Raw genomic sequence first — 21,679 nt, forward strand, 5'->3', positions numbered from 1 at the left:
CCTGTGCGAATGTAGTGTTAACCGCAGGAGTCTTTTAAAATATGTCGATGGGAAGAAAAAGGTCTCAAACGGTAAATATCCGTATCGTGTTTGTCCCCACAGTTTTGCCTATCGGCGTTCCCTTCGTCAGCAGAACCGTGTCGTTTTCGTTCACTAGGCCCAGACCTTTGATAAGACCCAGTATCTCGCGCTCGCTGGTCTCCTCGACGAGGAATGGATAGACTCCGTATGAGAACATGAGGCTATTGGCAACCTTCTCGTCAGTGGCGAAAGCTAAAATCCACTGCTTCGGCTTGAAACGGGATATTAAGCGGGCGGTTTCACCAGTTCTTGTGGGGGTTAGGATGTATTTGATGTCTATCGAGTTGAGGGCCTCTATGATGCTCCTCGTTATGGTGTCCTTTATCGTCCCTTTCTTTGGCATCTGGCCCTTCCATTCCACAACGCGCGCTGACCAGAGGGAATCGCGGTAGGCTTCGGTGGTTTTTGCTATCTTGGCCATCATCCTCACCGTATCGATGGGATACCTGCCCACAGCAGTCTCCTCCGAGAGCATAACTGCGTCCGTTCCATCGAGAATGGCGTTGGCTACGTCTGTAACCTCTGCCCGTGTGGGGAGCTTCTCTTGGGTCATCGACTCAAGCATTTGGGTGGCGGTTATTGCAGGCTTGCCCGCCATGTTGGCCTTTTTTATGAGCTTTTTCTGAAGCACCGGAAGCTTCTCAATTGGCATTTCTACTCCCAAATCGCCCCTAGCTATCATTATCCCATCGGCAGCGCTCAATATTTGGTCAAAGTTCTTCACCGCATCGGGCCTCTCGATCTTAGCAATTATAAACATCTTTCCGTTCCTTTCCTCTACGAAGCGCCTAACCTTGAGGACGTCGTAGGCCGAGCCAACAAAACTTATACCGACTGCATCGATACCGTGCTCAATGGCAAACCCAAGGAACTTCAGATCCCTCTCCGTCACGGCATCTATTGCTATCCTTGCGTTCGGGACGTTTATACCCTTGTGTGAGAAGAGTGTGCCCCCAACAAGGACTTTACAGACCACGTCAGTATCGCGGACCTCCTCGACACGAAGTGCTATGAAGCCGTCGCTGAGATAGATGACATCCCCCTTGGATACCATTCTAGGAAAGTCCTTGAACTGCACAGGTATCTCTGCCTCATTGCCCACAACGTCACGGGTGGTAAGGGTTATCGTTTGCCAGCGCCTCAGCGTCACGGAATCATTTTGAATCTCACCAACTCGTATTTTCACTCCAGGAAGATCTCCGAGGATAGCAACGGGTCTGTTAAGCCTCTCTGAGACTTCTCTTATCAGCTCAACCGTCTTGGCGTGCTGCTCGGAGTCTCCATGAGCAAAGTTTATGCGCGCAACGCTCATTCCTGCTTTTATCATAGCCTTGAGGGTTTTCCTATTGAGCGACGCCGGTCCGACGGTTGCTATAATCTTCGTCTTGTGTGGTGGCAGCTTCATGTCGTTCACCTAAGGGGGAACTTTAACTTAACCTTAAATAATCTTATCCCACGAAACATTAATAAATTAGGAGAACCTAATTATCTCGGTGATTGCATGAGCCCCCTTGAAGTTAGGGTTTTTAGCGAAGATGGAAAAGAAGTCCAGCTCAAGGACATCGTTCTCGGAAGGTGGACGGTTCTTTACGTCTATCCCAAAGACAACACCCCTGGATGCACCACTGAGGCAAAAGAGTTTACAGAAATCCTTCCCGAGTTCGAGAAGCTTGGCTTCCAAGTGATTGGGGTAAGCAAGGATTCAGTTAACTCTCATCGGAAGTTCAAAGAGAAGCATGGATTAAAGATAAAGCTCCTGAGCGATCCCAGCGCCGAGCTTATCAAAGCTCTAGGCGCATGGGGTAAGAAAAAACGCTACGGTAAAGAGTACGAGGGTGTCATAAGAAGCACCTTCATTCTAGATCCTCAAGGGGAGATAGTCTGGAAGAAAATTAATGTTAGAGCAAAGGGACACGCAGCAAAAGTCTTAGAAGAAGCAAAGAAACTCGTGAAAGAAAGCTGAGGCTATTTTATTCGTCCTTTTCTTTTCCTAGCACTATCTCGGGCTGTGGCGAGGGTTCTCCTCTCTTCCCCGGCTCGAACCTCGAAAGAAAACGATCAATAATCCCAACGATTCTCACGTTCTCACCTCTCAAAGCTTAAAAAATGAAGGGGTAAGGATGCTCACTTCATGAGCACAAAGCCGACTATGTTGCCCTCATAGGCGAGGAAGACCTTAACGCCATTGAGGGTCTCATAGGCGGCGTAAACGTCCAGCTCGCTGAGGTCGTAGTCACCAACGACCTTGCCAACATAGTCGCCGTCGTAGACGAGCTTCTGGACGGTTACTCCGCGCGGGTTAGTGAACTCCTCAACTGAGACCTGGCCCAGATAGTCCTGGACTTCGGCAGGGTCGATGCTGACCTCGGTCAGATTCGTGGACTTAACTCCAAGCCCCATGTAGGGAACACCCCCACCAGCAGCCATCATGCCACCATTTGCGTGGCCACAGCCCTTGGCATAGGCCATAGGAGTGGTGCCCCTCTCAACTTCTGGGTTTGGTCCTGGCACACCCTGGTAGGCAGCTACCGCTCCAAACACCAGGCCGAAGAGACCCAACACCATCAAACCAATTCCCAACCACTTCTTCATGTCATATCACCTCTCCATGTGTAATTTCAATATTACATATGTTGGATTTCTTTATAAAGTTTTCGGTGTCGAAAAGCTATAAAACCTCAAACCGTAGAGGACTGATGCCATGAGGAGGGAGTTAATAACCGCAATCCCCCCAGACGAAATAGAGATTATCCTGAGAAAATCTGGGGCAAAGATTGAGCTGACCATTTCAGAGGCAGAACCATTCCACGGCATGCCGAGGTACAGAGTGCTTCTGGAAGGGGCAGACGAAGAGATAGAGAAGTTCATGGATGTCCTCAGACTGGCAAGAGCTGGCGGTTAGCCCACCAGTGCGTTCTTGAACCCAAATTCTCTCACGAGCCGTGCGGCTTCAATCATCTCCTCATCCTTGAGGGTTCTGCTTATCTCTGGATTTTTCCCTGCTTCGTATTCTGGCCTGTACTGAAACATCACGTTTATTCTAACATCTTTTCCGATGTTCTCAGCTATCCACTTTAATATCTGCCTCGTGCAGCAGTCAAGGTGGCCAGGAATAACTAGATGTCGTATCAGGAACTCGGCTTTGTAATGCCTTTTAGCGAGGAGGAAGTTTCTGGTGATAACCTCCCAATACCGAGGAACCTTTGAGTACTTCAGGGCACATTCGTCGTTTCCCCACTTGAAGTCGGCGAGGTAAACATCGACAACCCCATCGAGAAGTTTCATTGCCTCTTCGCTCATGTACATGTTAGAGTTCCAGACTACTGGAATCGGGACTTTGACGTGCCTGAGGGTCTTGATGATGAAGGGAAGGTTTGGAGTAGGCTCGCCGCCGACGAAGTTCACGTTCTTTGCTCCCTGTGCGAAGGCCACGGTTATCTTTTCCGCCATCTCATTTGGTGGATATTCAACTCCGGCCCGAAACTGACTGATGTCCCAGTTCTGGCAGAAGACGCACCGGAAGTTGCAGCCGCTGAAGAAGACCGTGTAAGAAGGAATCAGCTCCGGCTCCTCGCCGTAGTGGAGGAACTCGCTTGCAACGAGGCTCTCCTTCACCCTGCAGTAGCCGATTTCCCTTTTTCTGTTCGCTCGGCACTTGAACTCGCAGAGCTCGCAGCTCTCGAGGATCTTATCAGCTATAACCGCTTTGAGGTCGAGGAGACTCTTCTCTGGGCTTTCGCTGAGGTCGTTCTCCTTCAATCTGTCCATAGCCTCTTCGTGAATCTCCCAAAGCTCCTCCAATGGCGCATCTTCGTCAAACTTTACTCCAACCCGTTTTGATAGAAAGAAGTTCGGCACTTCATCTCCCCTAAGAACTGCGAAGTAGTGGGGCATTGCCTTTATGGCCCCTTCAATTTCCCTAATCTCTATCCTCCTGAACCACATCACCATCTAATAGGTTCTCATAGTTAAAACACTTGTCGATTACCTTTACAAGGCGGCCCTCAGCTTGAGGAGGCACTCGTCGCAGTAGCCTGGAATCCGGCCGTCCCAGTCCTCTATGTTGGTGGGGGGATGCATGACACACTGGTTGTTGCAGTGCTCAAGGCCGAAGCTGTGCCCAACCTCGTGGAGGATACCCTTGAGGAGCCTGCTTTTGAACGTCTCAAGCTTCCTCCTGCGCTCATGGGGAGAATCATCGGGGGTTATAGGAACCTCGAAGGGCTTCATCGACAGTATCATAATCCTAAGGCCGGTGATGACCTCGTGAATGCCCAGAAACTTCTCGTAGAAGTCAAAGTAAGGATTCCTAGAAACGAGCGGAAAGGTGGTGAGGGCGAATATCTTGTTCATTTTGATGTCCTCTTTCTCGTTGATTTCCTGGAGCAGTCTGGAGTAGAGAACCTCAACGAGGGCCTCAAGCGGATAGACCCTTATCCTGCCCTCCGGTGTGTTGAGGTTTATCAGGTAACCCGGCTCCAGCTCAAGTTTTCCTATGTAGAGGAACCTCACGGGAATCTCATTCTGGTGGAAGAAGCGGTTTGCATCGTCGAAAACGTTGAATAGAACGTCGGTTATTATTTCTTTGTCCACGAAGTTCCCGACGTAGGTGAAAGCTATAAACTCCATGATTTCACCACAAATGAGAGACCGTTTCAAACTTATTAAATTTTAGGTGATTGAACCACAAACGTTTTTAACCGCCTTTCTGATGGCTTTTCGGGCGATGGCGTCCGCCCGGGCTTCGAGCCGAACCGCCCGTTTTGGGCTGATGACGCCTGTTCTCTGCCAGATATAGCAGGAGGCGGTAGAATGGGCTCGAAGCTGAGTGAGATTGGCAGGTTTATTAACGCTGATGCGCTCATCAGCTACGTTGAGGAGAGGCGCCACGAGGACGGCGGCTACTGCTTCGTGAGCGTTTTGGACGAGACCAACATTAACGACACGTACTACGCGGTAAAGATTTACAACCTGCTCGGGCTCGAAATTCCCGAGAGGGAGAAGACCGTGGAGTTCCTTTACACTTCCGCCCAGATGCAGACCGCGGTGGTGGCCGTTGCAATGGCCATCGAGGCACTGTCATTACTGGGGGCGAGAGATCTGGCAAGGGAAAAGCTGGACCTGCTCTTCTCCAAATACAACCCGCTAGAAGGGAAGTTCGCCGTTGGCCTCGGCGGAAGTGAGGAGTTCGGAACGGCTACTCCCCTGGAGGCAACCTACTGGGCCACGAGGGCGCTGGCGGCCGTGGGTTACCGTATGGACGGCGAGACCAGGGAAAGGATACGCAAGTTTGTGATGGGGTTCCGCAAGGGAGACGGCTTCGGGGTGAAGGGGGCCACCACGACCATGACCTACCAGGCCCTCTTCACCCTCAAGGGCCTTGGCTATGCCGTCCCAGACACCACCCACTTCTACAGATGCGAGGTCTACGGCGGCTTTACCGAGGTGCCCTACTCGCTGCCCCCCTATCTAGAACCGACGTTCTATGCCATAAGAGGTCTCAGTCTGCTCGGCAAGAGGGCGCGCTACATAAGAGACCACATCAGGTTCATCAGAGCACTGCAGAACCCCAACGGAGGCTTCAGGCGCTCGCTGGAGATGGGCATATCGAACTTCCAGAACACGTACAGAGCCGTGAAAGCCCTCGACGAACTCCTGAAGTGGTACTGATGGATATCGTGGGGATATATCTCAGGGAGGCTATGAAGGAGGGCTGCCCAGTCTGCAGGATACTCGGGGAGTACGAGGAGTCTGAAATCAATACAATCCTCTACGAGCACGTGAACGACCCCACTGTTAGGGTTAAGTTCAAGGAGAGCCTTGGTCTCTGCACCTACCACGCCTGGAAAACCCTCAAAACGGCCTACTCGAACCCACTGCTTGGCCCGCTGGGAGTGGCAATAATCTACGAGCACATGCTTTCAACTTATATCAAAATCCTCGAAAGCTGGGAGAAAGTCAAGGAAGGCGAGTGCTTCCTGTGCCTTCTCGTGGAAGAAAAGGAAAAGGACACGGTGGAGGCTATCACGGAGAAGATTGAGGAGCTCCTTCCCGTTTATGAGTCATCGGAGGCAATCCTCTGCAAAAGGCACCACGAGATGATAGACTCAATCCTCAGGAAGAAAAATCCCCAGAGCGCGGAGAGGCTCAGAAAAGTCCAGCTGGAGAAGCTGAAGAAGCTCAGGGAAAGGATGAACTCTTTCATAAACAAGTTCGACTATAAGGCACTCGAAAGGCCCACAAGAGAAGAGGTTTCATCCCTCCCAATGACTATAGAGGCACTTAAAGGGCTCGAAAACGGAGCTACCCTAAGGAAGAAGGAACGAAAAAAGCGGACAAGGGGAGTTTTGCTATGGAGATAGAAGTAAGCCCCGAGGAGCTGGCTGAGATACGGAAGAACCAACGAGAGATAGAGAGACGCTTCAGAGACCTAGAAGGGCTTGAGAGAACCCTAAAAGCCCTCAAGTTGCGGTTCCTCTTGGAGCAGAGGGCCAGGCTGGAGAAGAGGCTCAGCGAGATGAGGCAGAACTATCGCGAGATGCTCGAGTTCGAAGATAAGGCAAAGAGGGATAAGGAGTTTTTGATGGCATTTAGGAAGGAACTCAGCGATGAGAACAAAAACCTTAGAAAGGAGCTAGGGGAAGAGAGATGAAAATAACCGTTAAGCCGCGGAGGGGCTGGCGGAGGGTTACCTTCAGGGTTCCAGATGAGACCCTCGAAAGGATAGAGGAACTGTGCGAGCGTTACGGCTTCAGGTTGGATGAGGCTCTGAGGATAATACTCCTCCATGACTACGTGGATGATGGAGTCGATGTCGACGAGAAAGCCTTTGAAAAGCTAGAGAAGGGGATAGATGCTCTTGAAAAGGAGCTGTATAAGCTTGAAGGGAAGTGGTCGTCCCTGAAGTTCCGCTCCTATTATATAGCACTCGACAACCAGAACCTCGGAATCCAGCTCTCCGGAATGATGGCGGAGAACAAGAGACTGAGAAAGGTACTCGGGAAGGAGGAGAGAGACTTCTCGGAAGTTAAGGAGCTGATTCACTACTACATGGCCTTCGGGGACAAGGATTAAAAGAGACCCTACACATGGTTCGGCGGTGATGGAATGAACGGCAGGATAGCGGTTGCGATAGCACTCGGCGGTGCGCTCGGAGCATTGGCACGCTTTTACATCTCGGGAATACTGCCTGTTTATAAGGACTTTCCTGTTGGAACCCTGCTCGTCAACAGCATAGCCAGCTTCATCCTTGGCTACATCTACGGTCTCCTTTTCTGGGGAATCGATGTTCCGGCAGACTGGAGGGCTTTCTTCGGAACAGGATTCTGTGGTGCCTTGAGCACATTCTCGACGTTCTCCTACGAGACCTTTTCGCTCTTACGTGAAAGGGAGTATTTCCTCGCCGCCCTAAACATCTCGGCAAACGTTATAATCACGGTAAGCCTAGTTTTCATCGGATTCATTCTCGCAAGGAGGTGAGCTTATGGTTGAGGTCGAGCACTGGAACACGCTTTGTCTCAGAATCTACATAGGTGAGAGCGACCGCTGGGAGGGGAAACCGCTCTACAAGGCCATAGTGGAGAAGCTCCTCGAGATGGGAATAGCAGGAGCAACCGTTTACCGCGGTATTTACGGATTCGGGAAGAAGAGCAGAATTCACTCCACAGATGTAATGAGGCTTTCTACTGATTTGCCCATCATTATCGAGGTCGTGGACAGGGGATACAAGATTGAAAAGGCCATCCACGAGATTAAGCCCATGATAAAGGACGGCATGATAACTGTCGAGCCTACGATAGTTGTATGGGTTGGCACAAGAGAGGAAGTGAAGAGGTTTGAGGACGATGCCGTGAGGGAGCTCTGACGCACACCTATGTGCTTTCCCCATCCATACAGTGATATCCGTTAACTTAATAAGGAGAAAATGTTACAATAATTATAAAAATAATAGACACTATGTTCCTGTAGATGGGGGCCCAGGCATGTTCACACTCGAATTTGAGGTCCCAATGGAGCGCTTTAATCAAGTTATGGATACGATAACATGGAGCGAGATGTCCCTAGAGTGGGTCTATTATAATGAAACAAGGGGAAGTGCAGTCTTCAGGCTCTCTGTTCCTGATGATTGTCTGGAGAAGTACCTTCTTCAACTCGCGGTGGCCGCTGGGCAAATAGAAGTAACCGTCGTTGAAAAGAGGAAGACAAAAACTTACATCCACGAGGCTTTTCTAATCAGCGTAGATATGCCTTCCGGTAGCTATCCAGTTTCTGTGCTCTTTAAATACCGGGATAACAAGTTCTATCCCACAGACATAACAATAGCGGTGCTCCCTAATTCACCACCAGACCTCTTGAAGGCCGTCCTGAACTTGACTATCGGCAGGGTTCAGATATCCACCGCCAGACTGGTTAAGCGTGTCGTAGAGGATAACGCCGTGGTGATACATCTGAAAACTCAGACAAGTGAGGGAACCATCCAAGATGCCCCATAACCGTAAGTTAAGCCCCAGGAAAGACGCGGGATTCTGCGGTAATATTTTAATTAAACTTTCAAATTGATTCTGGAGGTGTTTCCATGCTACACCACGTTAAGTTAATTTACGCAACCAAAAGTAGGAAGCTCGTTGGTAAAAAGATCGTTTTGGCAATTCCGGGCAGTATAGCCGCCGTCGAGTGCGTCAAGCTCGCGAGGGAGCTGATAAGACATGGAGCTGAGGTTCACGCGGTCATGAGCGAGAGCGCCACGAAGATAGTCCACCCCTACGCCATGGAGTTCGCCACGGGGAACCCGGTTGTTACGGAAATCACAGGCTTCATCGAACACGTTGAGCTGGCAGGAGACCACGAGAACAAGGCAGACCTGGTTTTAGTCTGTCCAGCGACGGCAAACACCATATCGAAGATAGCCTGTGGCATAGATGATACACCGGTTACGACGGTCGTAACGACTGCCTTTGCCCACACGCCGATAATGATAGCACCCGCCATGCACTCCACGATGTACGAGCACCCGATAGTCGCTGAAAACATAGAAAAGCTCAAGAGACTTGGAATAGAGTTCATCGGCCCGCGCTTCGAGGAGGGCAAGGCGAAAGTGGCAACGACGGAGGAAATAGTATACCGCGTCATCAAGAAACTCCACCAGAAAGATCTGAAAGGAAAGCGCGTTCTGGTAACTGCAGGGGCAACGAGGGAGTACATAGACCCGATACGCTACATAACCAACGCGAGCTCCGGAAAAATGGGTGTGGCAATGGCCGAAGAGGCAGACTTCAGAGGCGCGGAGGTTACGCTGATAAGAACCAAAGGCAGTGTTCCAAGTTTCGTCGAGAACCAGATCGAAGTCGAGACCGTCGAGGAGATGCTCCAGGCGATAGAAAATGAGCTGAAGAGCAAGAAGTACGACATTGTTGTTCTGACCGCGGCTGTAAGCGACTTTAGGGTTAAGAACAGGGCTGGCGTCAAAATAAAGAGTGGCAAAGAGCTCGTTCTGGAGCTTGAGCCGACGCCTAAGATAATCGACCGCGTTAAGGAGCTTCAGCCGGATGTTTTCCTCGTGGGCTTCAAGGCAGAGACTGGTCTGGGTGAGGAAGAGTTGATAAGTGCGGCCAGAAAGCAGATGGAGAGGGCAAAGAGCGACCTCGTTGTTGCCAACACCCTCCAGGCCTTCAGCAGCGAAGAGAACGAGGTGCTTCTCGTAACAAAAGAAGATGTCAAAAGGTTGCCAAGGATGGGCAAGCGCGAGCTGGCGGAGAGGCTCTGGGACGAGATCCTTCAGAGGATTCTTTAAACATCGCAAACCTTTTTAACATCTTCCTCAAATTTTTCTTAGAACGACCTGGGTGATATAAACGGTTAGTCTTGATAAATCACTGCCATACATTGGGATAACGCCATTCCAGATCACAGCGGCAGCGGTCACCTTAGTGGTCGGCTACATCGTGACCAAGATCCTAGTGGGACTCTTCAAGAACAGCCTCAGAAAAACCAAGCTCCCGCTGCTCGTTGTTGAGTTTCTGGCGAGGTTTTTCAGCGCCATTCTGTATGTTTCAGTAATTCTCGTAGCCGTGGGAGTTCTGGGGGTGTCTATCGGACCGGTTATCCTCGGTCTCTCGGCGGTGATAGGCCTGATTCTGGGCTTTGGCTTACAGGATACGCTGATGAATCTTGCAGCCGGCCTCTGGATTGCGGCCCTCGGACCGATAGACATCGGCGAGGTCGTGAGCATATCGGGCCAGACCGGAAAGGTTAACAGCATAGGACTTATGGCCACTGAGCTACTGACCCCAGACAACACCATAATAATGATCCCAAACAGGCTCGTTTGGGGAGCCATAATAATCAACCACACCCGTATGCCCACGAGAAGGGTCGGAATTGATATCGGTGTCGCCTATGGAACCAACCTTGATAGGGCTATACAGCTCGCAATGGAGCTCATGAAGAGTCATCCCAAGGTTCTCAATGAGCCAGAGCCAAGCGTCGTCATAACTGCTCTGGCAGATTCATCCATAAACCTACAGCTCAGGGCCTGGACCAAGACCGAGGACTACTGGGAAGTGAAGGGAGACTTGACCAGGGGCATCTATGAACTCTACACCAAAGAGGGCATCGAAATACCGTTTCCGCAAGTGGATGTCCATATCCGGGAGATGTCAGGATAAAGGCTTTTGTTTTTCCCACTAAAGAAATTTTTGAACTTTACCGTCTGGTTTCAATATTGCAAAGTTTTGTTACAGAGTGAGCCAAAATGGTGGTTGAAGGAATAACCGGCCTGGAAGGAACGGGCAAAACTGCCCTTACCGCGAATATAGGGGCATGCCTGGCTATGCAGGGGATCAGGACTCTTCTTGTTGATGCGGATCTGTATTTTCCCAACCTAGGTTTTCATCTTGGGATAAACCCAAAGTACACAGTACATTCCTACCTCAAGGATCACGAGATGGAGATAAAGTGGCTGATATTCCCCCACAGACACATCAAAAACCTCTACCTCATGCCAGGCGATCCGAATGAGGAAATACACCGCAGGCTTTCGTTCGAAGCACTTACTGGCTTGGTTGAGTACGTTAAAGAGTACTACGGTGTAGTTTTGATCGACTTTCCATCGGGTCTGCCGATAGCCGCCCGGCCCTTAATTAGCGGGCTGGATTACCAGATACTCGTAATAGACCCCAGTACCGTTCCTCTCAGAAATCTCCAGGACTGGGTGGGGTCGATAGTGGGAAAGTTCCTCCACTTGGGGCATCCAAACCTTTGGGTCGTGCTTAACAAACCACTCATTCCGAAGAAGGCCCTCCTCTCCCTCGAGAGGTTTATAGCTAATGAGCTTGAAGTGCCTCTGCTGGGAACAATACCCTATGATCCATTCATACTGGAAAGCACTTACGCTGGCACTCCTGTATGTGAGTGGGGCGATGATCTTGGAGTGATAACAGAGATAGCTTACACAATTGAAGAACTTTTCGTTTAATGCCCCGAAACCCTCATAAAGTTTGTTTTCCTCCCAGTTCTTGGTGATTCTGATGAAAAGGATAGGCATAATCGGCGGAATGACCCCAGAATCAACCTGCTACTACTACCGCAGATACATCGAGATAAGTCGCGAGAAGTTTGGGAAGCACTTCTATCCAGAACTCATAATCTACTCCATAAACTTCAAGGAGTTCTTCGAGAACCCCGAAGGCTGGGAGGGGAGGAAGAAGATCCTAATCAACGCTGCCAAGGCCCTCAAGAGGGCAGGAGCAGAAATAATAGCGATGTCCGCAAACACTCCTCACAAAGTCTTCCCCGATGTTCAGAAAGAAGTAAACGTTCCGATGGTGAGCATAATAGAGGCAGTTGCTGAAGAAATCAAGAGGAGAGGGATAAAGCGCGTTCTCCTCCTCGGAACTAAAACAACCATGAGCTCCGATTTCTACGTCAACGCGCTCCGCGAGGAGGGCTTTGAAGTCGTGGTTCCAAGCGAGGAGGAGCAGGAGAGGCTCAACTCGATAATTTTCAACGAGCTGGCCTTCGAAAACTTCAGAAACAAGGCCTGGATAGTCGAACTAATCGAGAGGTATGCGAGGAAAGAGAAAGTCAAAGGAGTAATCCTTGGCTGCACGGAGCTTCCCCTGGCCATAAAGGCTGGAGACGTTAGCATTGAGGTCTTCGATACGGCGGAAATCCACATGAGGAAGCTCATAGAGCTGGCGAGCGAGTGATTTTTATACCCTTTTCTTTCCCCTTCGTTGGGTGAAAAGATATGGAGATTCGCGAGTTCCAGGAAATGATAAGGGAGATTTACTTTCATAAGGACTCAAAACGCGGCATAGACAAGACCTTCCTTTGGTTTGTGGAAGAGATTGGGGAGTTAGCGGAGGCGATACGGAAGAATGACATGGAGGCGATGGAGGAGGAGTTCGCTGACGTTCTAGCGTGGCTCTCAAGTTTAGCAAACCTCGTTGGCGTTGATTTGGAGGAAGCGGCAAAGAAGAAATACCCGGGCGTCTGCCCCTACTGCGGAAAGAACCCGTGTGAATGCGAAGAGAAGTTTTAGAGATTTCTCATCTTTTTAGTGAATGCCAGAGAACTCAACCCCAAAAAGAACACCGATGCGAGGACTATCCCACGCATTATGCCCACATAATCAAAGAGCCACCCAAGGACAGCGTTGAGGGCCCCATTAGTGGTAGCCGCTATGAGGGAGTAAAGGGAACCAACAGTGGCCCTTTTCTCATCGGGGATCGCCTTCTGAAACCTTCCCTGCCACTCCTTGAAAGCCTGGGCGAATATAAACGTTTCAAGAACCAGCGTGATGAGCCCGAACCAGCCGCTCAGTCCCGCGAGAAGTGAGAGGAACGGAAGAAGAATCCCCGCATAGAGGTAAAGCCTCTCCCTCACTTTATCCCCTACGTCAATGTACCATGAAATGCTGTTGATGGTCATGTGAAGTGCCACAACACCCGAAACAGCGAGAACGGACGCGAGGAATCCATAGAAGTAGAGCTGCATGAAAGCCGTGAAGAGGGTCACGGGAAGGCCAATGATGTTTGCATAGATGAAAAGCCAGAGAACTTCGCGGGAGTTCCAGACGAACCTGATGCTCTCAAGAAGGTGGTGACCGTATGGAAGCCCGCTTCTCACGGTGTCCTTTGGAATCGTGACGAGTATTAAGAGCGAAGTCAGAACGAAGGGAAGGCTCAGGATTATTGGAAGCCTCATACTGCCAGCAAAGTCCGCAAGGATGCCCCCTGTAAGAGTTCCAACGAAACCGCCGGCCATTTCAAAGGATCTTAGTCTTCCGTAAACTCTCGGATATTCATCTGCTCGTCCGTCTCTCTTTAAAAGCTCATAGAGCCAGCCTGTTTCTGCACCAGTGGTAAAAGCCGTTGAGAGGGCACCTATGATAGTAGCAAGGAATACGTCAGCAAAAGAATTAGCAAAATAGAGCAGGGGAAGAGAGGCAAGAAAAAGAGCCCTCGCCACCAGAACACTTGTCTTCTTTGAAATCTTGTCCGCCACCACTCCAGTTGGAACTTCAAGGAAGGCCACAAGGAGTAGAGAAACCGCCGCCAGCAGGCCAATCTGCCCCTTAGATAGGCCTAAGCTCTGGAGGTAGACCTGATAGAAGCCTGCATAAAGGGCAATGTAGAGGAATCCCGCGAGGTAGAAGCGTTTAATGCAGTCCATCGCCACCCTCCGTGATTTCATACTCCTAAAAGTACGCATAACAGACCGAAGATTAAAGCCTTTTTTCGACCGTCATCGAAGCGGAAAGACTTTTATACCTCCGAGCGCACTTCCCTATGCAGTAAGCTGAGGTGATGTGCATGCATGAACTCGTTGAGTTCGCCGTTGAAAAGGCTTTAGAGCTCGGGGCGAGTTATGCCGAGGCTCGCTTCGAGGAGAAGAACGGCACTTCTCTGGCAATGAAGAACGGCAATCCTGAAGGCCTTGAAGTCATCTCAGACAGGGGAATTGGCGTGAGGATTCTGGTCGATGGAGGCATGGGATTTGCCTCAACGAACGTCCTCACCAAAGAAAGCGTTGCCGAAGCGGTTAAAAAAGCTGTCAAGCTCGCTAAAGCAGCTTCGAAGGTAAGGAATGAGCCTATTCGCTTTAGCAATGAAGACTTTCACGAGGTTTACTACGAAGTCAAGATGAGGAAGGACTTCCGCGACGTTTCGGTGGAGGAAAAACTTGAGCTCCTGAAAAAAGTTGAGGAGGATGTTTTGGAGGCTGGTGCACAGACACCGATGCGCTTCCTCAGGTACTCTGACCAGATCTGGCACAAGATATTCATGAACAGCGAAGGTGCACTCGTTGAGAGCGTCATCCCGCGCGTCTCCATGATGTACAACCTCGTTGTCTCCGAGAACGGCCAGATGGAGCAGGCACCTTTCGTGCAGAGGGCCTTCTCAGGTGGACTGGAGCTCATTGAAAAGGACGAGCCTTGGAAGTGGGCGGTTAAAGACGTTTTGGCTCTTCAAAGACTCATACGCGAGGGTAGGAAACCGCCCGAAGGAAAAGTAGATGTAGTCATAAGCCCAGAGGTCGCTGGCATAGCCGTCCACGAGAGCGTCGGGCATCCCTATGAGGCAGATAGAATATTCGGTAGGGAGGCGGCGCAGGCCGGTGAAAGCTTCGTAAAGCCAGAGATGCTGGGTGAGAGGATTGGAAGCGAAGTTGTCACAGTCATAGAGGATCCAACGATACCCAACAGCTGGGGCTTCTACCTCTACGACGACGAGGGTGTTAAGGCAAGGCCACGCTACCTAATTAAAGATGGGATTATAACCGAGTTCCTCACAAACAGGGAGTACGCAGCCAAACTCGGCCAGCGCTCCAACGCTTCAGCCAGAGCGATAAACTACAACCGCGAGCCGATAGTGAGAATGGCCAACACCTACCTAGCCCCCGGAGATTACAGCTTTGATGAGCTGATAGAGGACATAAAGCTCGGCATTTACATGGTCTCCTTCAACGAGTGGAACATAGACGACAGACGCTATCAGCAGCGCTACATCGGCAGAGAGGCTTATCTCATCGAGAACGGCGAGATTAAGCACCCCGTGAGGAGACCGATTCTGGAGATAACCACCAAGGCACTGTGGAGCAGCGTCGATGCCGTTGGCAAAGAGGTTGAGTACTTCCCAGGAACCTGCGGTAAGGGCGAGCCTGGCCAGGGCGTTCCTGTCTGGATGGGAGGTGCCCCTGCGAGGCTCAGGGGGATACCGCTGAGGAGGCCATGAGGTGGTGGAGATGTTTGACGTTAACGAATTCATCCTTAAGAAGGCCAAAGAGCTTGGCTTCGGCGATGTTGTCGTCCTCGGCTACGAGATGGACAGGCGCCAGGTGCGCTTCGCCAACAACGAGATAACTGTCGCCAAGAACTGGCACGAGAGGAAGGTGGAGCTCTTCGTCGAGCTTGATAAGAGGATCGCGGGAACAAGCATCACTGAGCTGAGCGAGGAGAACATCGAGAGGACGCTCAAGGCCCTGCTCTCGACTTTAAAGAACATGGCCCCGAAGGAGGACTACTACGGCATAGCAGAGGGGCCCTTCGAGTACAGAGATATACCCGAGACCTTCGATAAAGCCATAGTCGAGCTCGATGAGCCGAACGAGTACGTTGAGAGGGCCATAAACGCGGCCCTCGAGGAGAGGGCTAAGCGTGTCGCCGGTGTTTTATACACTGACCACAACAGGATCTATCTCACCACGAGCAACGGCGTCGAGGCTTTTGACGAAGGAACAGGAATAGAGATAAGCGTTAGAGCCTTCATCGGCGACCTTGAGAGCGGCCACGGCACTAACTCGGTGAGGATTCTCAAGAAGTTCGATCCCGAAAGTGCGGGAAGAAAGGCCGGTGAGATAGCCAAGATGGCACAGAACCCGGAGCAGGGACCGGAAGGAAAGTTCGATGTGATATTTGACCCGCTGGCCTTCGCCAATCTTCTCAGTTATATGAGCTTCATGACGTCGGCCTATGCCGCCGAGGCAGGCTTCTCCTTCCTCGCTGGCAAGCTCGGGCAGAAAGTAGCAAACGAGGACGTTACCATCAAAGACGTCGGAAACATGCCCAACGCCTACGGAACCAGAAAGTTCGACGATGAAGGCGTTCCGACGAGAGAAACAACGATAATCGAGAACGGAACCTTCAAAACATTCCTACTCAACACGAGCCTAGCCAAGAAGTACGGAACCGAAACAACGGCCAACGCAGGACTCGCCATGCCGCATGCCTGGAACATCCTGCTTGAACCAGGTGACTACACCAAGGAGGATCTCTTCAGTGAGGTCAAGAAGGGCATATACATCACCAATGTCTGGTACACCCGCTTCCAGAACTACGTTACCGGCGACTTCTCGACCATCCCGAGGGACGGCATCTTCCTTGTCGAAAACGGCGAGCTGAAGCCCATAAGGAACATCCGCGTGAGCGACAACTTCCAGAGAATTCTAGAAAACATCTCTGCCCTCGGGAAGGACATCCACCACATCCACTGGTGGGAGGTCAGAACTCCTGTCTTCACACCATACGTGGTCGTGAAGGACGTGGGAATAACGAGAGCAACAAAGTGACATCGTTATTATTTTATTTTTATCCTTCAAGTTGCCGTTCTCTGTTATTATAACCATGGAAGTGTTGTGTATAGGATTAAATCCCGACTTAGTCGTTTGGACTCGTTTTGAAAATTGAAACGTTTATCTTCTTCTACCACCCCAAGTGTTCCTCAATGCAAAGAAATGTACACTAACAATTTATAATGGTAAAGGAAAACCTTTATTAGACCATAGTGCACTTCTATGATAGTTTAAATTGGGGGTGGGTTAAATGAAAAGGGTTGCCGGAATCCTGAGCGTGATTCTTGTACTAGCTGCGTTTGTTAGTTCCGTAGCTGCGGCCAGCATCAGTGGAGATAGTGGTGCCTATGTGCATCCCTATCCTTCGGGTATAGTGCAGGGCGACCTTGTTTTCGGCCACTCAGAAGGTGTGACCGATTGGGTTATACCCGGGTTCTGGACACACGTGGGTATAATTGGGTGGTACGACAGTAGCATAGGAGACTGGATAGTCATTGAAGCAACTACAAGTAACGGCGTGACATTTACCCCCCTCAGCAAGTTCCTGAGCAGGTACGATACTGTTGCCATTGGCAGGGTTATAACCGCTGATGCTACCATACGCTATTATGCTGCATATTTCGCCTATCTCCAGTATGGCAAGCCGTACAACTGGAACTACCTCAGCAAGCCCGACATCTACAGTGACAGTTACTACTGTTCCCAGCTCGTCTGGGCAGCATACATGTGGGCATCTGGATACAGCATAAACATTGACGAAAACGATGGTGCTTGGAGCTGGACCTATGGGTATGCAGTTGCTCCACAGGAAGTCTACGACGACCCGGAGGTCTCGATAATCTACTACCACTCTGTCTGAATCCTTTTAAAATTTCTCAATGATATCTCTGAGGCCAAAGTGCCCGTTTTTATCCCCCGTTTTTATCCAGGGAATACCTTTCAAAGGGATGTCTGATGCAGACATTGTTCAACCCTTAAACAATCTAAAAACTCTTAAAGCCCCCCATTCTACCTTCTTAATAGCCGAAAAGCTGGTCTTTGAGGTGATCAGGATGGAAGTCATCGAGAACTCCAAATTAGAGAGCTTTCACTACAGGCTTCTGGCAGTCCTCGGAGCGATATGGGCGTTCATTGCTGTGAACACTATAGCCGCGAGCTTGATTATACCCTTGCTGAAGGAGGAACCTGCTTTCCAGGGTAGCCTCGCCAAACTCGGTTCTCTTGGCTCGGCGGCCCTCTTCGGAATGCTTTTTGGGGCGTGGCTCTTCGGAATCCTCGCGGATCGCATAGGAAGGAAAAAAGCTCTGACCCTGGCCGTCGTCACATTCTCGCTCGGCTCCATAGTCAGCTCCTTTGCGGGAAGTCTTGATGAGCTCATAGCCCTCAGGTTCATCGTGGGGCTTGGACTCGGAGGTTCTCTGCCAGTTGCCAGCTCCTACTTCGCCGAATTCATGCCGAAGTCCGTGAGAGGAGCAATGATCTCAATCCTTGAGAGCTTCTGGGCAATAGGAACCATAATCATCGGAGTGGTGGCCCTTCTTGTGAGGGCAGACTGGAGGAATATCCTGCTCTTCGGTGGAGCGATCCTCCTTATTCTGCCTCTCCTGCTGACTCTGCCTGAATCTCCCAGGTTCCTCCTCGTGAAGGGAAGAATCTCGGAGGCCGAGGAAATACTGAGGAGGATCTTCGGCGTTGATGTAAAGCTTCAGAAACCCGGCGAGGAGCAGAAGAGGACCTCTATAGCCGATCTCTGGAGGAAATACTCAAGGAGAACCCTCATGCTGACCGTTGCGTGGTTCAGCATAGCCTTCGCCTACTACGGCTTCTTCATCTGGCTTCCCAAGTTCCTCTCCGCTACGCTTGGAATAACCGTCTTTAAGAGCTTCCAGTACTTCATCATAACCGCCATAGCCCAGCTGCCGGGATACTGGAGCGCCGCATATCTTATCGAGCGCATCGGGAGGAAGAAGACTCTCTCTTCGTACCTGTTTCTATCAGGAATTGCAGGGGTAGCATTCTACCTGGCCGCAAGCTCCGCCAACGAGGCTATGATACTCTCGAGCGCCATACTCTTCAGCTTCTTCAACCTCGGCGCCTGGGGCGCCATCTACGCCTACACGCCGGAGCTCTACCCCACAAGCGTGCGCGGAACCGGCACCGGCTGGGCTGGGGCGATGGCCAGGATAGGCGGCGGGATAGCGCCGATACTGGCCGGGAGGATCATGGAGGTTAGCGGAGCTGCCCTGGCAGTTCTGGTCATAGCGGTGGTCTCAATAATAGGCGCTCTGGACGTTCTGATCCTTGGCGAGGAGACTATGGGGAAGGAGCTGGCTTAAATCTCTGTTTCATTTTTTCAGCTCCCATCACGAAACCCCGAAGATCCCGAGACTGGGCACAAGCGTTATCGCCATACTTAGGAGTCCTCCGAGGATCAAGGCGGGAACGGTCATTCTCTTCTCGATGCCAAGCAGGTAAGCGGCCAGAGCCCCCGTCCATACGCCAGTTCCGGGAAAGGGTATGGCGACAAAGATTGTTAATCCGAGGAATCCCCACTTCTCAACGTATGGGTGGGCTTTTCTCCTCACTCGCTCGATGTAGTACAGATAGAGCCTCGCAACATTCTCCAGCGGCGTTTTCCCCAGCCAGAGCATAAGTCTGTCTATGTAGGGCAGGATCGCCGGAAGGACAAGCGAGAGAAGCAGAACGCCAAGAGAAGCCGCCAGAAGGGTCTTCCACAGGGGATAGCCTTTACCTATGCCGTAAACGATAGCATATCTTCCCTCGAATGTGGGAACCAGAGATAGTATGAAAACCTCAAGGAGGTTATTCAACGTCAAACACCTCCAGTTTGAGCTTTTTGACTATTGCCCTGTAGTGGGAAAGCCACCAGTTTTCGGCGAGCTCTACAACCATGCCCACCCAAGGGCCAAGTATGAAAGCGAAGAGAACATCGCTGAACCAGTGAACGTGAAGTAGCAGTCTTGAAAGGGCTATCCCAATTGCCCAACCCCACCAGAGCGGCCAGAACTTTTTCCAGCGCCTGCTCAGAAAGTACGCGAGCACTGCGGCCCTGGTGGTGTGGCCCGAAGGAAACGCGAAATAGTCGGCGTTCTTTAGTGATTCGATCAAATTCCAGTGAACTTGGGCCTCCCCCGGGCGCGGAATACCCATTAAGACTTTCAACAAGCCCACTATGAACATCGAGATGACAACACCAATGATTATCTCAATGGTAAACTTGCTCAACTTTTTTTGCTTCAAAATATCCCACAGGAGGAATATGAGAATATAAACGGCAACTGCAACAAAGCTCGCTGTATCGGTGAGCAGGCTTACAGAAGAACCTCCTTGGGGGAGAGTTGAGTCTATCCAGGTATTAATGCCATCGAAAAGCCTAACCCATTCAGCAAGAAGCAAGAAAATTATAAGAGCCGTGAATGCCAGTGTAGCTCGATATTTAGTACTTTCACCCATTCCTCCTGCCCTCCTTAATGGCCACGGCAGCAAAAAATAGGGCTATCACTAAGAACTCCACGAGATTCGTCATGAGCTCCAGGGTACTGTTCTCTATATCGGGAAAGACTATGTCCACATGCTCCACAAGCTCTTTCACAGCATAGAGCAGAAACGCAAGAGATACTATAAAGAACTTTCTAAGCCCTGTCCGGTGGTATGCGATTAGTGAAGCGCCGGTAAGAAGAAGTGAAAAGGTAACAATGCCAAGGCTCAGAAGTTGATCCACGTCCAGCATTTCAGTCACCTCCTTCAAAGTCCATAAATATGTCTACAATCCTGTCCGCCCATCTCTCGAGCAGGCTTGGGTGATAATTCCGGATCATTTTGATAAAGAGTTCAACATCCCCCGCAAAGTAATATTTCACGAACTTTCCATCCTTCACACTTCGAACGAGACCTAGCTCCTCCAGTTTACCAATGTAGTAATTGACCGTGGGTGGGGACAGACCCAGTTCCTTGCACAGCTCCTTCTGGGTGACTCCTGGATTTGCGATCATGTACATTATTATCCCCCTCACGTTCTCGCTGGAAAGCAGGGCTAAGATATCCTTTTCCTTTTCATTGAAGATGCCCGCTGGAAAGTAGTGCCGTTTCAGTCCACTTCTTTTTGATGTGATCAATCCGAGCTTCTCGAGCTTATGAATGTGATACTGAAGGTCTCCTTTGGCCAGACCAAGTCTTCGAGATAGCTCGTTGAAGTTTAGACCGGGGTTTTCTTTGATGAATTCGAGCACGAGCTTGGTACGTTCATTGAGCCCTCCACTACTCATAGTTATCCTTGGATACGTATGCTCTGGCTCTTAATTAAGGTTTTGTGGTTCAGTTTTAGAAGTGTTCTTATGGTAGTATTGGCTTTATACGTAGGTCAGGATCCCAACATTTCGAAAAGTGAACTAATACTTCGAGAATTGAGCCAGAAGAGCTATATAATAGCTCGTTACATACATTAAACTGAGAACCCGAAGGGGGTGATAAACCATGAGGATATGGAAATTCAGCATTGGTCTAAAAACTGCCGCAGTAATAGCGGCACTGATAATGGCAGTGAGCATTGGAGCCTTTGCAGTGGCAACCTCAAACACAACTACCAGCAGTGTGGGAAGCGACCTCCAGTCACCCGGCTACGTTGGGAGCATAAAAGTTGACCAATACGACAACCTGGGTGAAGGGCAAGAAGCAAAAGCCCTCCAAAGTCTGGCAAAGATAACCCCCGAACAGGCCAAGAGTGCCGCGCTCTCAAAGGTAAACGGAAGTGTAGTCAAAGTTGAGTTGGACAACGAAAATGGATACCTCGTTTACTCCGTGGAGGTCAAAACAGGCAATGGGATCATCAAGGATGTAAAGGTCGATGCAGGTGACGGGAAGGTTCTTTACGTTGACGGGGAAAGCGGCGTGGAAGAGGAAAGCAACAAAGAACTGGAAAAAGAGACCTCCAAAGATTCATCCGACTCGGACAGCATAAACGAGGAAGTGGAGCAGGAGGATGAAAACTAAATCTTTTCCTTTTATT

The 21,679-nt window shown here is 50.4% G+C and carries 28 protein-coding genes and 1 riboswitch; of the genes, 19 read left to right on the forward strand and 9 right to left on the reverse strand.

Going from position 1 to position 21,679, the window contains the following annotated elements; all coding sequences use genetic code 11:
- Positions 1–64: 64 nt before the first annotated feature.
- Positions 65–1,486, reverse strand: coding sequence for a pyruvate kinase (pyk, locus tag TON_RS04035; protein ID WP_012571745.1), 1,422 nt, complete (start codon positions 1,484–1,486; stop codon positions 65–67).
- Between the two features lie 96 nt (positions 1,487–1,582).
- Here pyk and TON_RS04040 point away from each other — a divergent pair, with 96 nt between their 5' ends.
- Positions 1,583–2,044, forward strand: a complete 462-nt coding sequence (locus TON_RS04040; protein WP_012571746.1) for a peroxiredoxin — start codon at positions 1,583–1,585, stop codon at positions 2,042–2,044.
- Positions 2,045–2,205: 161 nt separating this feature from the next.
- Here TON_RS04040 and TON_RS04045 read toward each other — a convergent pair whose 3' ends face one another.
- Entirely contained in the window at positions 2,206–2,673 is a 468-nt protein-coding gene (locus TON_RS04045) for a hypothetical protein (RefSeq protein WP_012571747.1), read from the reverse strand.
- Positions 2,674–2,782: 109 nt separating this feature from the next.
- Between TON_RS04045 and TON_RS04050 the strand changes: the two genes are divergently transcribed.
- Entirely contained in the window at positions 2,783–2,983 is a 201-nt protein-coding gene (locus TON_RS04050; RefSeq protein ID WP_012571748.1) for a TIGR04140 family protein, read from the forward strand.
- Here the strand turns inward: TON_RS04050 and TON_RS04055 are convergent.
- A complete protein-coding gene (locus TON_RS04055) occupies positions 2,980–4,032 on the reverse strand; it encodes a radical SAM protein (protein ID WP_012571749.1) in 1,053 nt (350 codons plus the stop codon). The two genes, TON_RS04050 and TON_RS04055, sit on opposite strands and share 4 nt — an antisense overlap.
- A 39-nt stretch (positions 4,033–4,071) precedes the next feature.
- Complete coding sequence (locus TON_RS04060; RefSeq protein ID WP_012571750.1) at positions 4,072–4,710, reverse strand: zinc metalloprotease; 639 nt, start codon at positions 4,708–4,710, stop codon at positions 4,072–4,074.
- Between the two features lie 84 nt (positions 4,711–4,794).
- A riboswitch (Fluoride riboswitch) is annotated at positions 4,795–4,869 on the forward strand.
- 24 nt (positions 4,870–4,893) lie between these two features.
- Between TON_RS04060 and TON_RS04065 the strand changes: the two genes are divergently transcribed.
- From TON_RS04065 to TON_RS04120, 12 genes are all read left to right on the forward strand, one after another.
- Positions 4,894–5,751: a prenyltransferase/squalene oxidase repeat-containing protein gene (locus TON_RS04065; RefSeq protein WP_012571751.1), complete on the forward strand. Its 858-nt coding sequence runs from the start codon at positions 4,894–4,896 to the stop codon at positions 5,749–5,751.
- Positions 5,751–6,443: a DUF6062 family protein gene (locus tag TON_RS04070; RefSeq protein WP_048055046.1), complete on the forward strand. Its 693-nt coding sequence runs from the start codon at positions 5,751–5,753 to the stop codon at positions 6,441–6,443. The genes TON_RS04065 and TON_RS04070 overlap by 1 nt, the downstream gene beginning before the upstream one ends.
- Entirely contained in the window at positions 6,434–6,733 is a 300-nt protein-coding gene (locus TON_RS04075) for a hypothetical protein (protein ID WP_012571753.1), read from the forward strand. Before TON_RS04070 ends, TON_RS04075 begins: the two co-directional genes overlap by 10 nt.
- On the forward strand, positions 6,730–7,155 hold the full coding sequence (locus TON_RS04080; protein ID WP_012571754.1) for a hypothetical protein: 426 nt from the start codon (positions 6,730–6,732) through the stop codon (positions 7,153–7,155). The genes TON_RS04075 and TON_RS04080 overlap by 4 nt, the downstream gene beginning before the upstream one ends.
- A 33-nt stretch (positions 7,156–7,188) precedes the next feature.
- Positions 7,189–7,560 (forward strand): fluoride efflux transporter CrcB, encoded by a 372-nt coding sequence (gene crcB, locus TON_RS04085; RefSeq protein ID WP_012571755.1) that lies wholly within the window; start codon positions 7,189–7,191, stop codon positions 7,558–7,560.
- 4 nt (positions 7,561–7,564) lie between these two features.
- Positions 7,565–7,945, forward strand: coding sequence for a DUF190 domain-containing protein (locus tag TON_RS04090; protein ID WP_012571756.1), 381 nt, complete (start codon positions 7,565–7,567; stop codon positions 7,943–7,945).
- A 118-nt stretch (positions 7,946–8,063) separates the two neighbouring features.
- A complete protein-coding gene (locus TON_RS04095; RefSeq protein WP_012571757.1) occupies positions 8,064–8,573 on the forward strand; it encodes a hypothetical protein in 510 nt (169 codons plus the stop codon).
- A gap of 83 nt (positions 8,574–8,656) precedes the next feature.
- On the forward strand, positions 8,657–9,871 hold the full coding sequence (coaBC, locus tag TON_RS04100; RefSeq protein ID WP_012571758.1) for a bifunctional phosphopantothenoylcysteine decarboxylase/phosphopantothenate--cysteine ligase CoaBC: 1,215 nt from the start codon (positions 8,657–8,659) through the stop codon (positions 9,869–9,871).
- 82 nt (positions 9,872–9,953) lie between these two features.
- Positions 9,954–10,745: a mechanosensitive ion channel family protein gene (locus tag TON_RS04105; RefSeq protein WP_048055047.1), complete on the forward strand. Its 792-nt coding sequence runs from the start codon at positions 9,954–9,956 to the stop codon at positions 10,743–10,745.
- Positions 10,746–10,831: 86 nt separating this feature from the next.
- Positions 10,832–11,554 carry a MinD/ParA family ATP-binding protein gene (locus TON_RS04110; protein ID WP_012571760.1) on the forward strand — a complete coding sequence of 241 codons (723 nt, stop codon included), beginning with the start codon at positions 10,832–10,834 and terminating at the stop codon, positions 11,552–11,554.
- A gap of 52 nt (positions 11,555–11,606) precedes the next feature.
- On the forward strand, positions 11,607–12,287 hold the full coding sequence (locus tag TON_RS04115; protein WP_012571761.1) for an aspartate/glutamate racemase family protein: 681 nt from the start codon (positions 11,607–11,609) through the stop codon (positions 12,285–12,287).
- A 41-nt stretch (positions 12,288–12,328) separates the two neighbouring features.
- Positions 12,329–12,622: a MazG nucleotide pyrophosphohydrolase domain-containing protein gene (locus TON_RS04120; RefSeq protein WP_012571762.1), complete on the forward strand. Its 294-nt coding sequence runs from the start codon at positions 12,329–12,331 to the stop codon at positions 12,620–12,622.
- Here TON_RS04120 and TON_RS04125 read toward each other — a convergent pair.
- Complete coding sequence (locus TON_RS04125; protein ID WP_012571763.1) at positions 12,619–13,755, reverse strand: MFS transporter; 1,137 nt, start codon at positions 13,753–13,755, stop codon at positions 12,619–12,621. The two genes, TON_RS04120 and TON_RS04125, sit on opposite strands and share 4 nt — an antisense overlap.
- A gap of 140 nt (positions 13,756–13,895) precedes the next feature.
- On the opposite strand from TON_RS04125, the gene TON_RS04130 reads away from it, so the two are divergent.
- The 4 genes from TON_RS04130 (at position 13,896) to TON_RS04145 (ending at position 18,989) form a co-directional block, all read left to right on the forward strand.
- On the forward strand, positions 13,896–15,317 hold the full coding sequence (locus tag TON_RS04130) for a TldD/PmbA family protein (RefSeq protein WP_012571764.1): 1,422 nt from the start codon (positions 13,896–13,898) through the stop codon (positions 15,315–15,317).
- Positions 15,318–15,327: 10 nt separating this feature from the next.
- Positions 15,328–16,650: a TldD/PmbA family protein gene (locus TON_RS04135; protein ID WP_012571765.1), complete on the forward strand. Its 1,323-nt coding sequence runs from the start codon at positions 15,328–15,330 to the stop codon at positions 16,648–16,650.
- Positions 16,651–16,903: 253 nt separating this feature from the next.
- The gene (locus tag TON_RS04140) at positions 16,904–17,512 is read left to right on the forward strand and encodes a YiiX/YebB-like N1pC/P60 family cysteine hydrolase (protein ID WP_012571766.1); all 609 of its coding nucleotides are present in this window, start codon (positions 16,904–16,906) and stop codon (positions 17,510–17,512) included.
- 193 nt (positions 17,513–17,705) lie between these two features.
- Complete coding sequence (locus TON_RS04145) at positions 17,706–18,989, forward strand: MFS transporter (protein WP_048055048.1); 1,284 nt, start codon at positions 17,706–17,708, stop codon at positions 18,987–18,989.
- Between the two features lie 27 nt (positions 18,990–19,016).
- Here the strand turns inward: TON_RS04145 and TON_RS04150 are convergent, their stop codons facing one another.
- The 4 genes from TON_RS04150 to TON_RS04165 are packed head-to-tail and all read right to left on the reverse strand — an operon-like array spanning position 19,017 to position 20,939.
- The gene (locus TON_RS04150; RefSeq protein ID WP_012571768.1) at positions 19,017–19,484 is read right to left on the reverse strand and encodes a COG2426 family protein; all 468 of its coding nucleotides are present in this window, start codon (positions 19,482–19,484) and stop codon (positions 19,017–19,019) included.
- Positions 19,477–20,127, reverse strand: coding sequence for a phosphatase PAP2 family protein (locus tag TON_RS04155; protein ID WP_012571769.1), 651 nt, complete (start codon positions 20,125–20,127; stop codon positions 19,477–19,479). Before TON_RS04155 ends, TON_RS04150 begins: the two co-directional genes overlap by 8 nt.
- On the reverse strand, positions 20,120–20,404 hold the full coding sequence (locus tag TON_RS04160) for a DUF5985 family protein (RefSeq protein ID WP_012571770.1): 285 nt from the start codon (positions 20,402–20,404) through the stop codon (positions 20,120–20,122). Before TON_RS04160 ends, TON_RS04155 begins: the two co-directional genes overlap by 8 nt.
- A 1-nt stretch (position 20,405) precedes the next feature.
- Complete coding sequence (locus TON_RS04165; protein WP_012571771.1) at positions 20,406–20,939, reverse strand: winged helix-turn-helix transcriptional regulator; 534 nt, start codon at positions 20,937–20,939, stop codon at positions 20,406–20,408.
- Between the two features lie 208 nt (positions 20,940–21,147).
- On the opposite strand from TON_RS04165, the gene TON_RS04170 reads away from it, so the two are divergent.
- Positions 21,148–21,663 (forward strand): PepSY domain-containing protein, encoded by a 516-nt coding sequence (locus tag TON_RS04170; RefSeq protein ID WP_012571772.1) that lies wholly within the window; start codon positions 21,148–21,150, stop codon positions 21,661–21,663.
- The last annotated feature ends 16 nt before the right edge of the window (positions 21,664–21,679 follow it).

Origin of the sequence: Thermococcus onnurineus NA1 (assembly GCF_000018365.1) — an archaeon.
Lineage (GTDB): Archaea > Methanobacteriota_B > Thermococci > Thermococcales > Thermococcaceae > Thermococcus > Thermococcus onnurineus.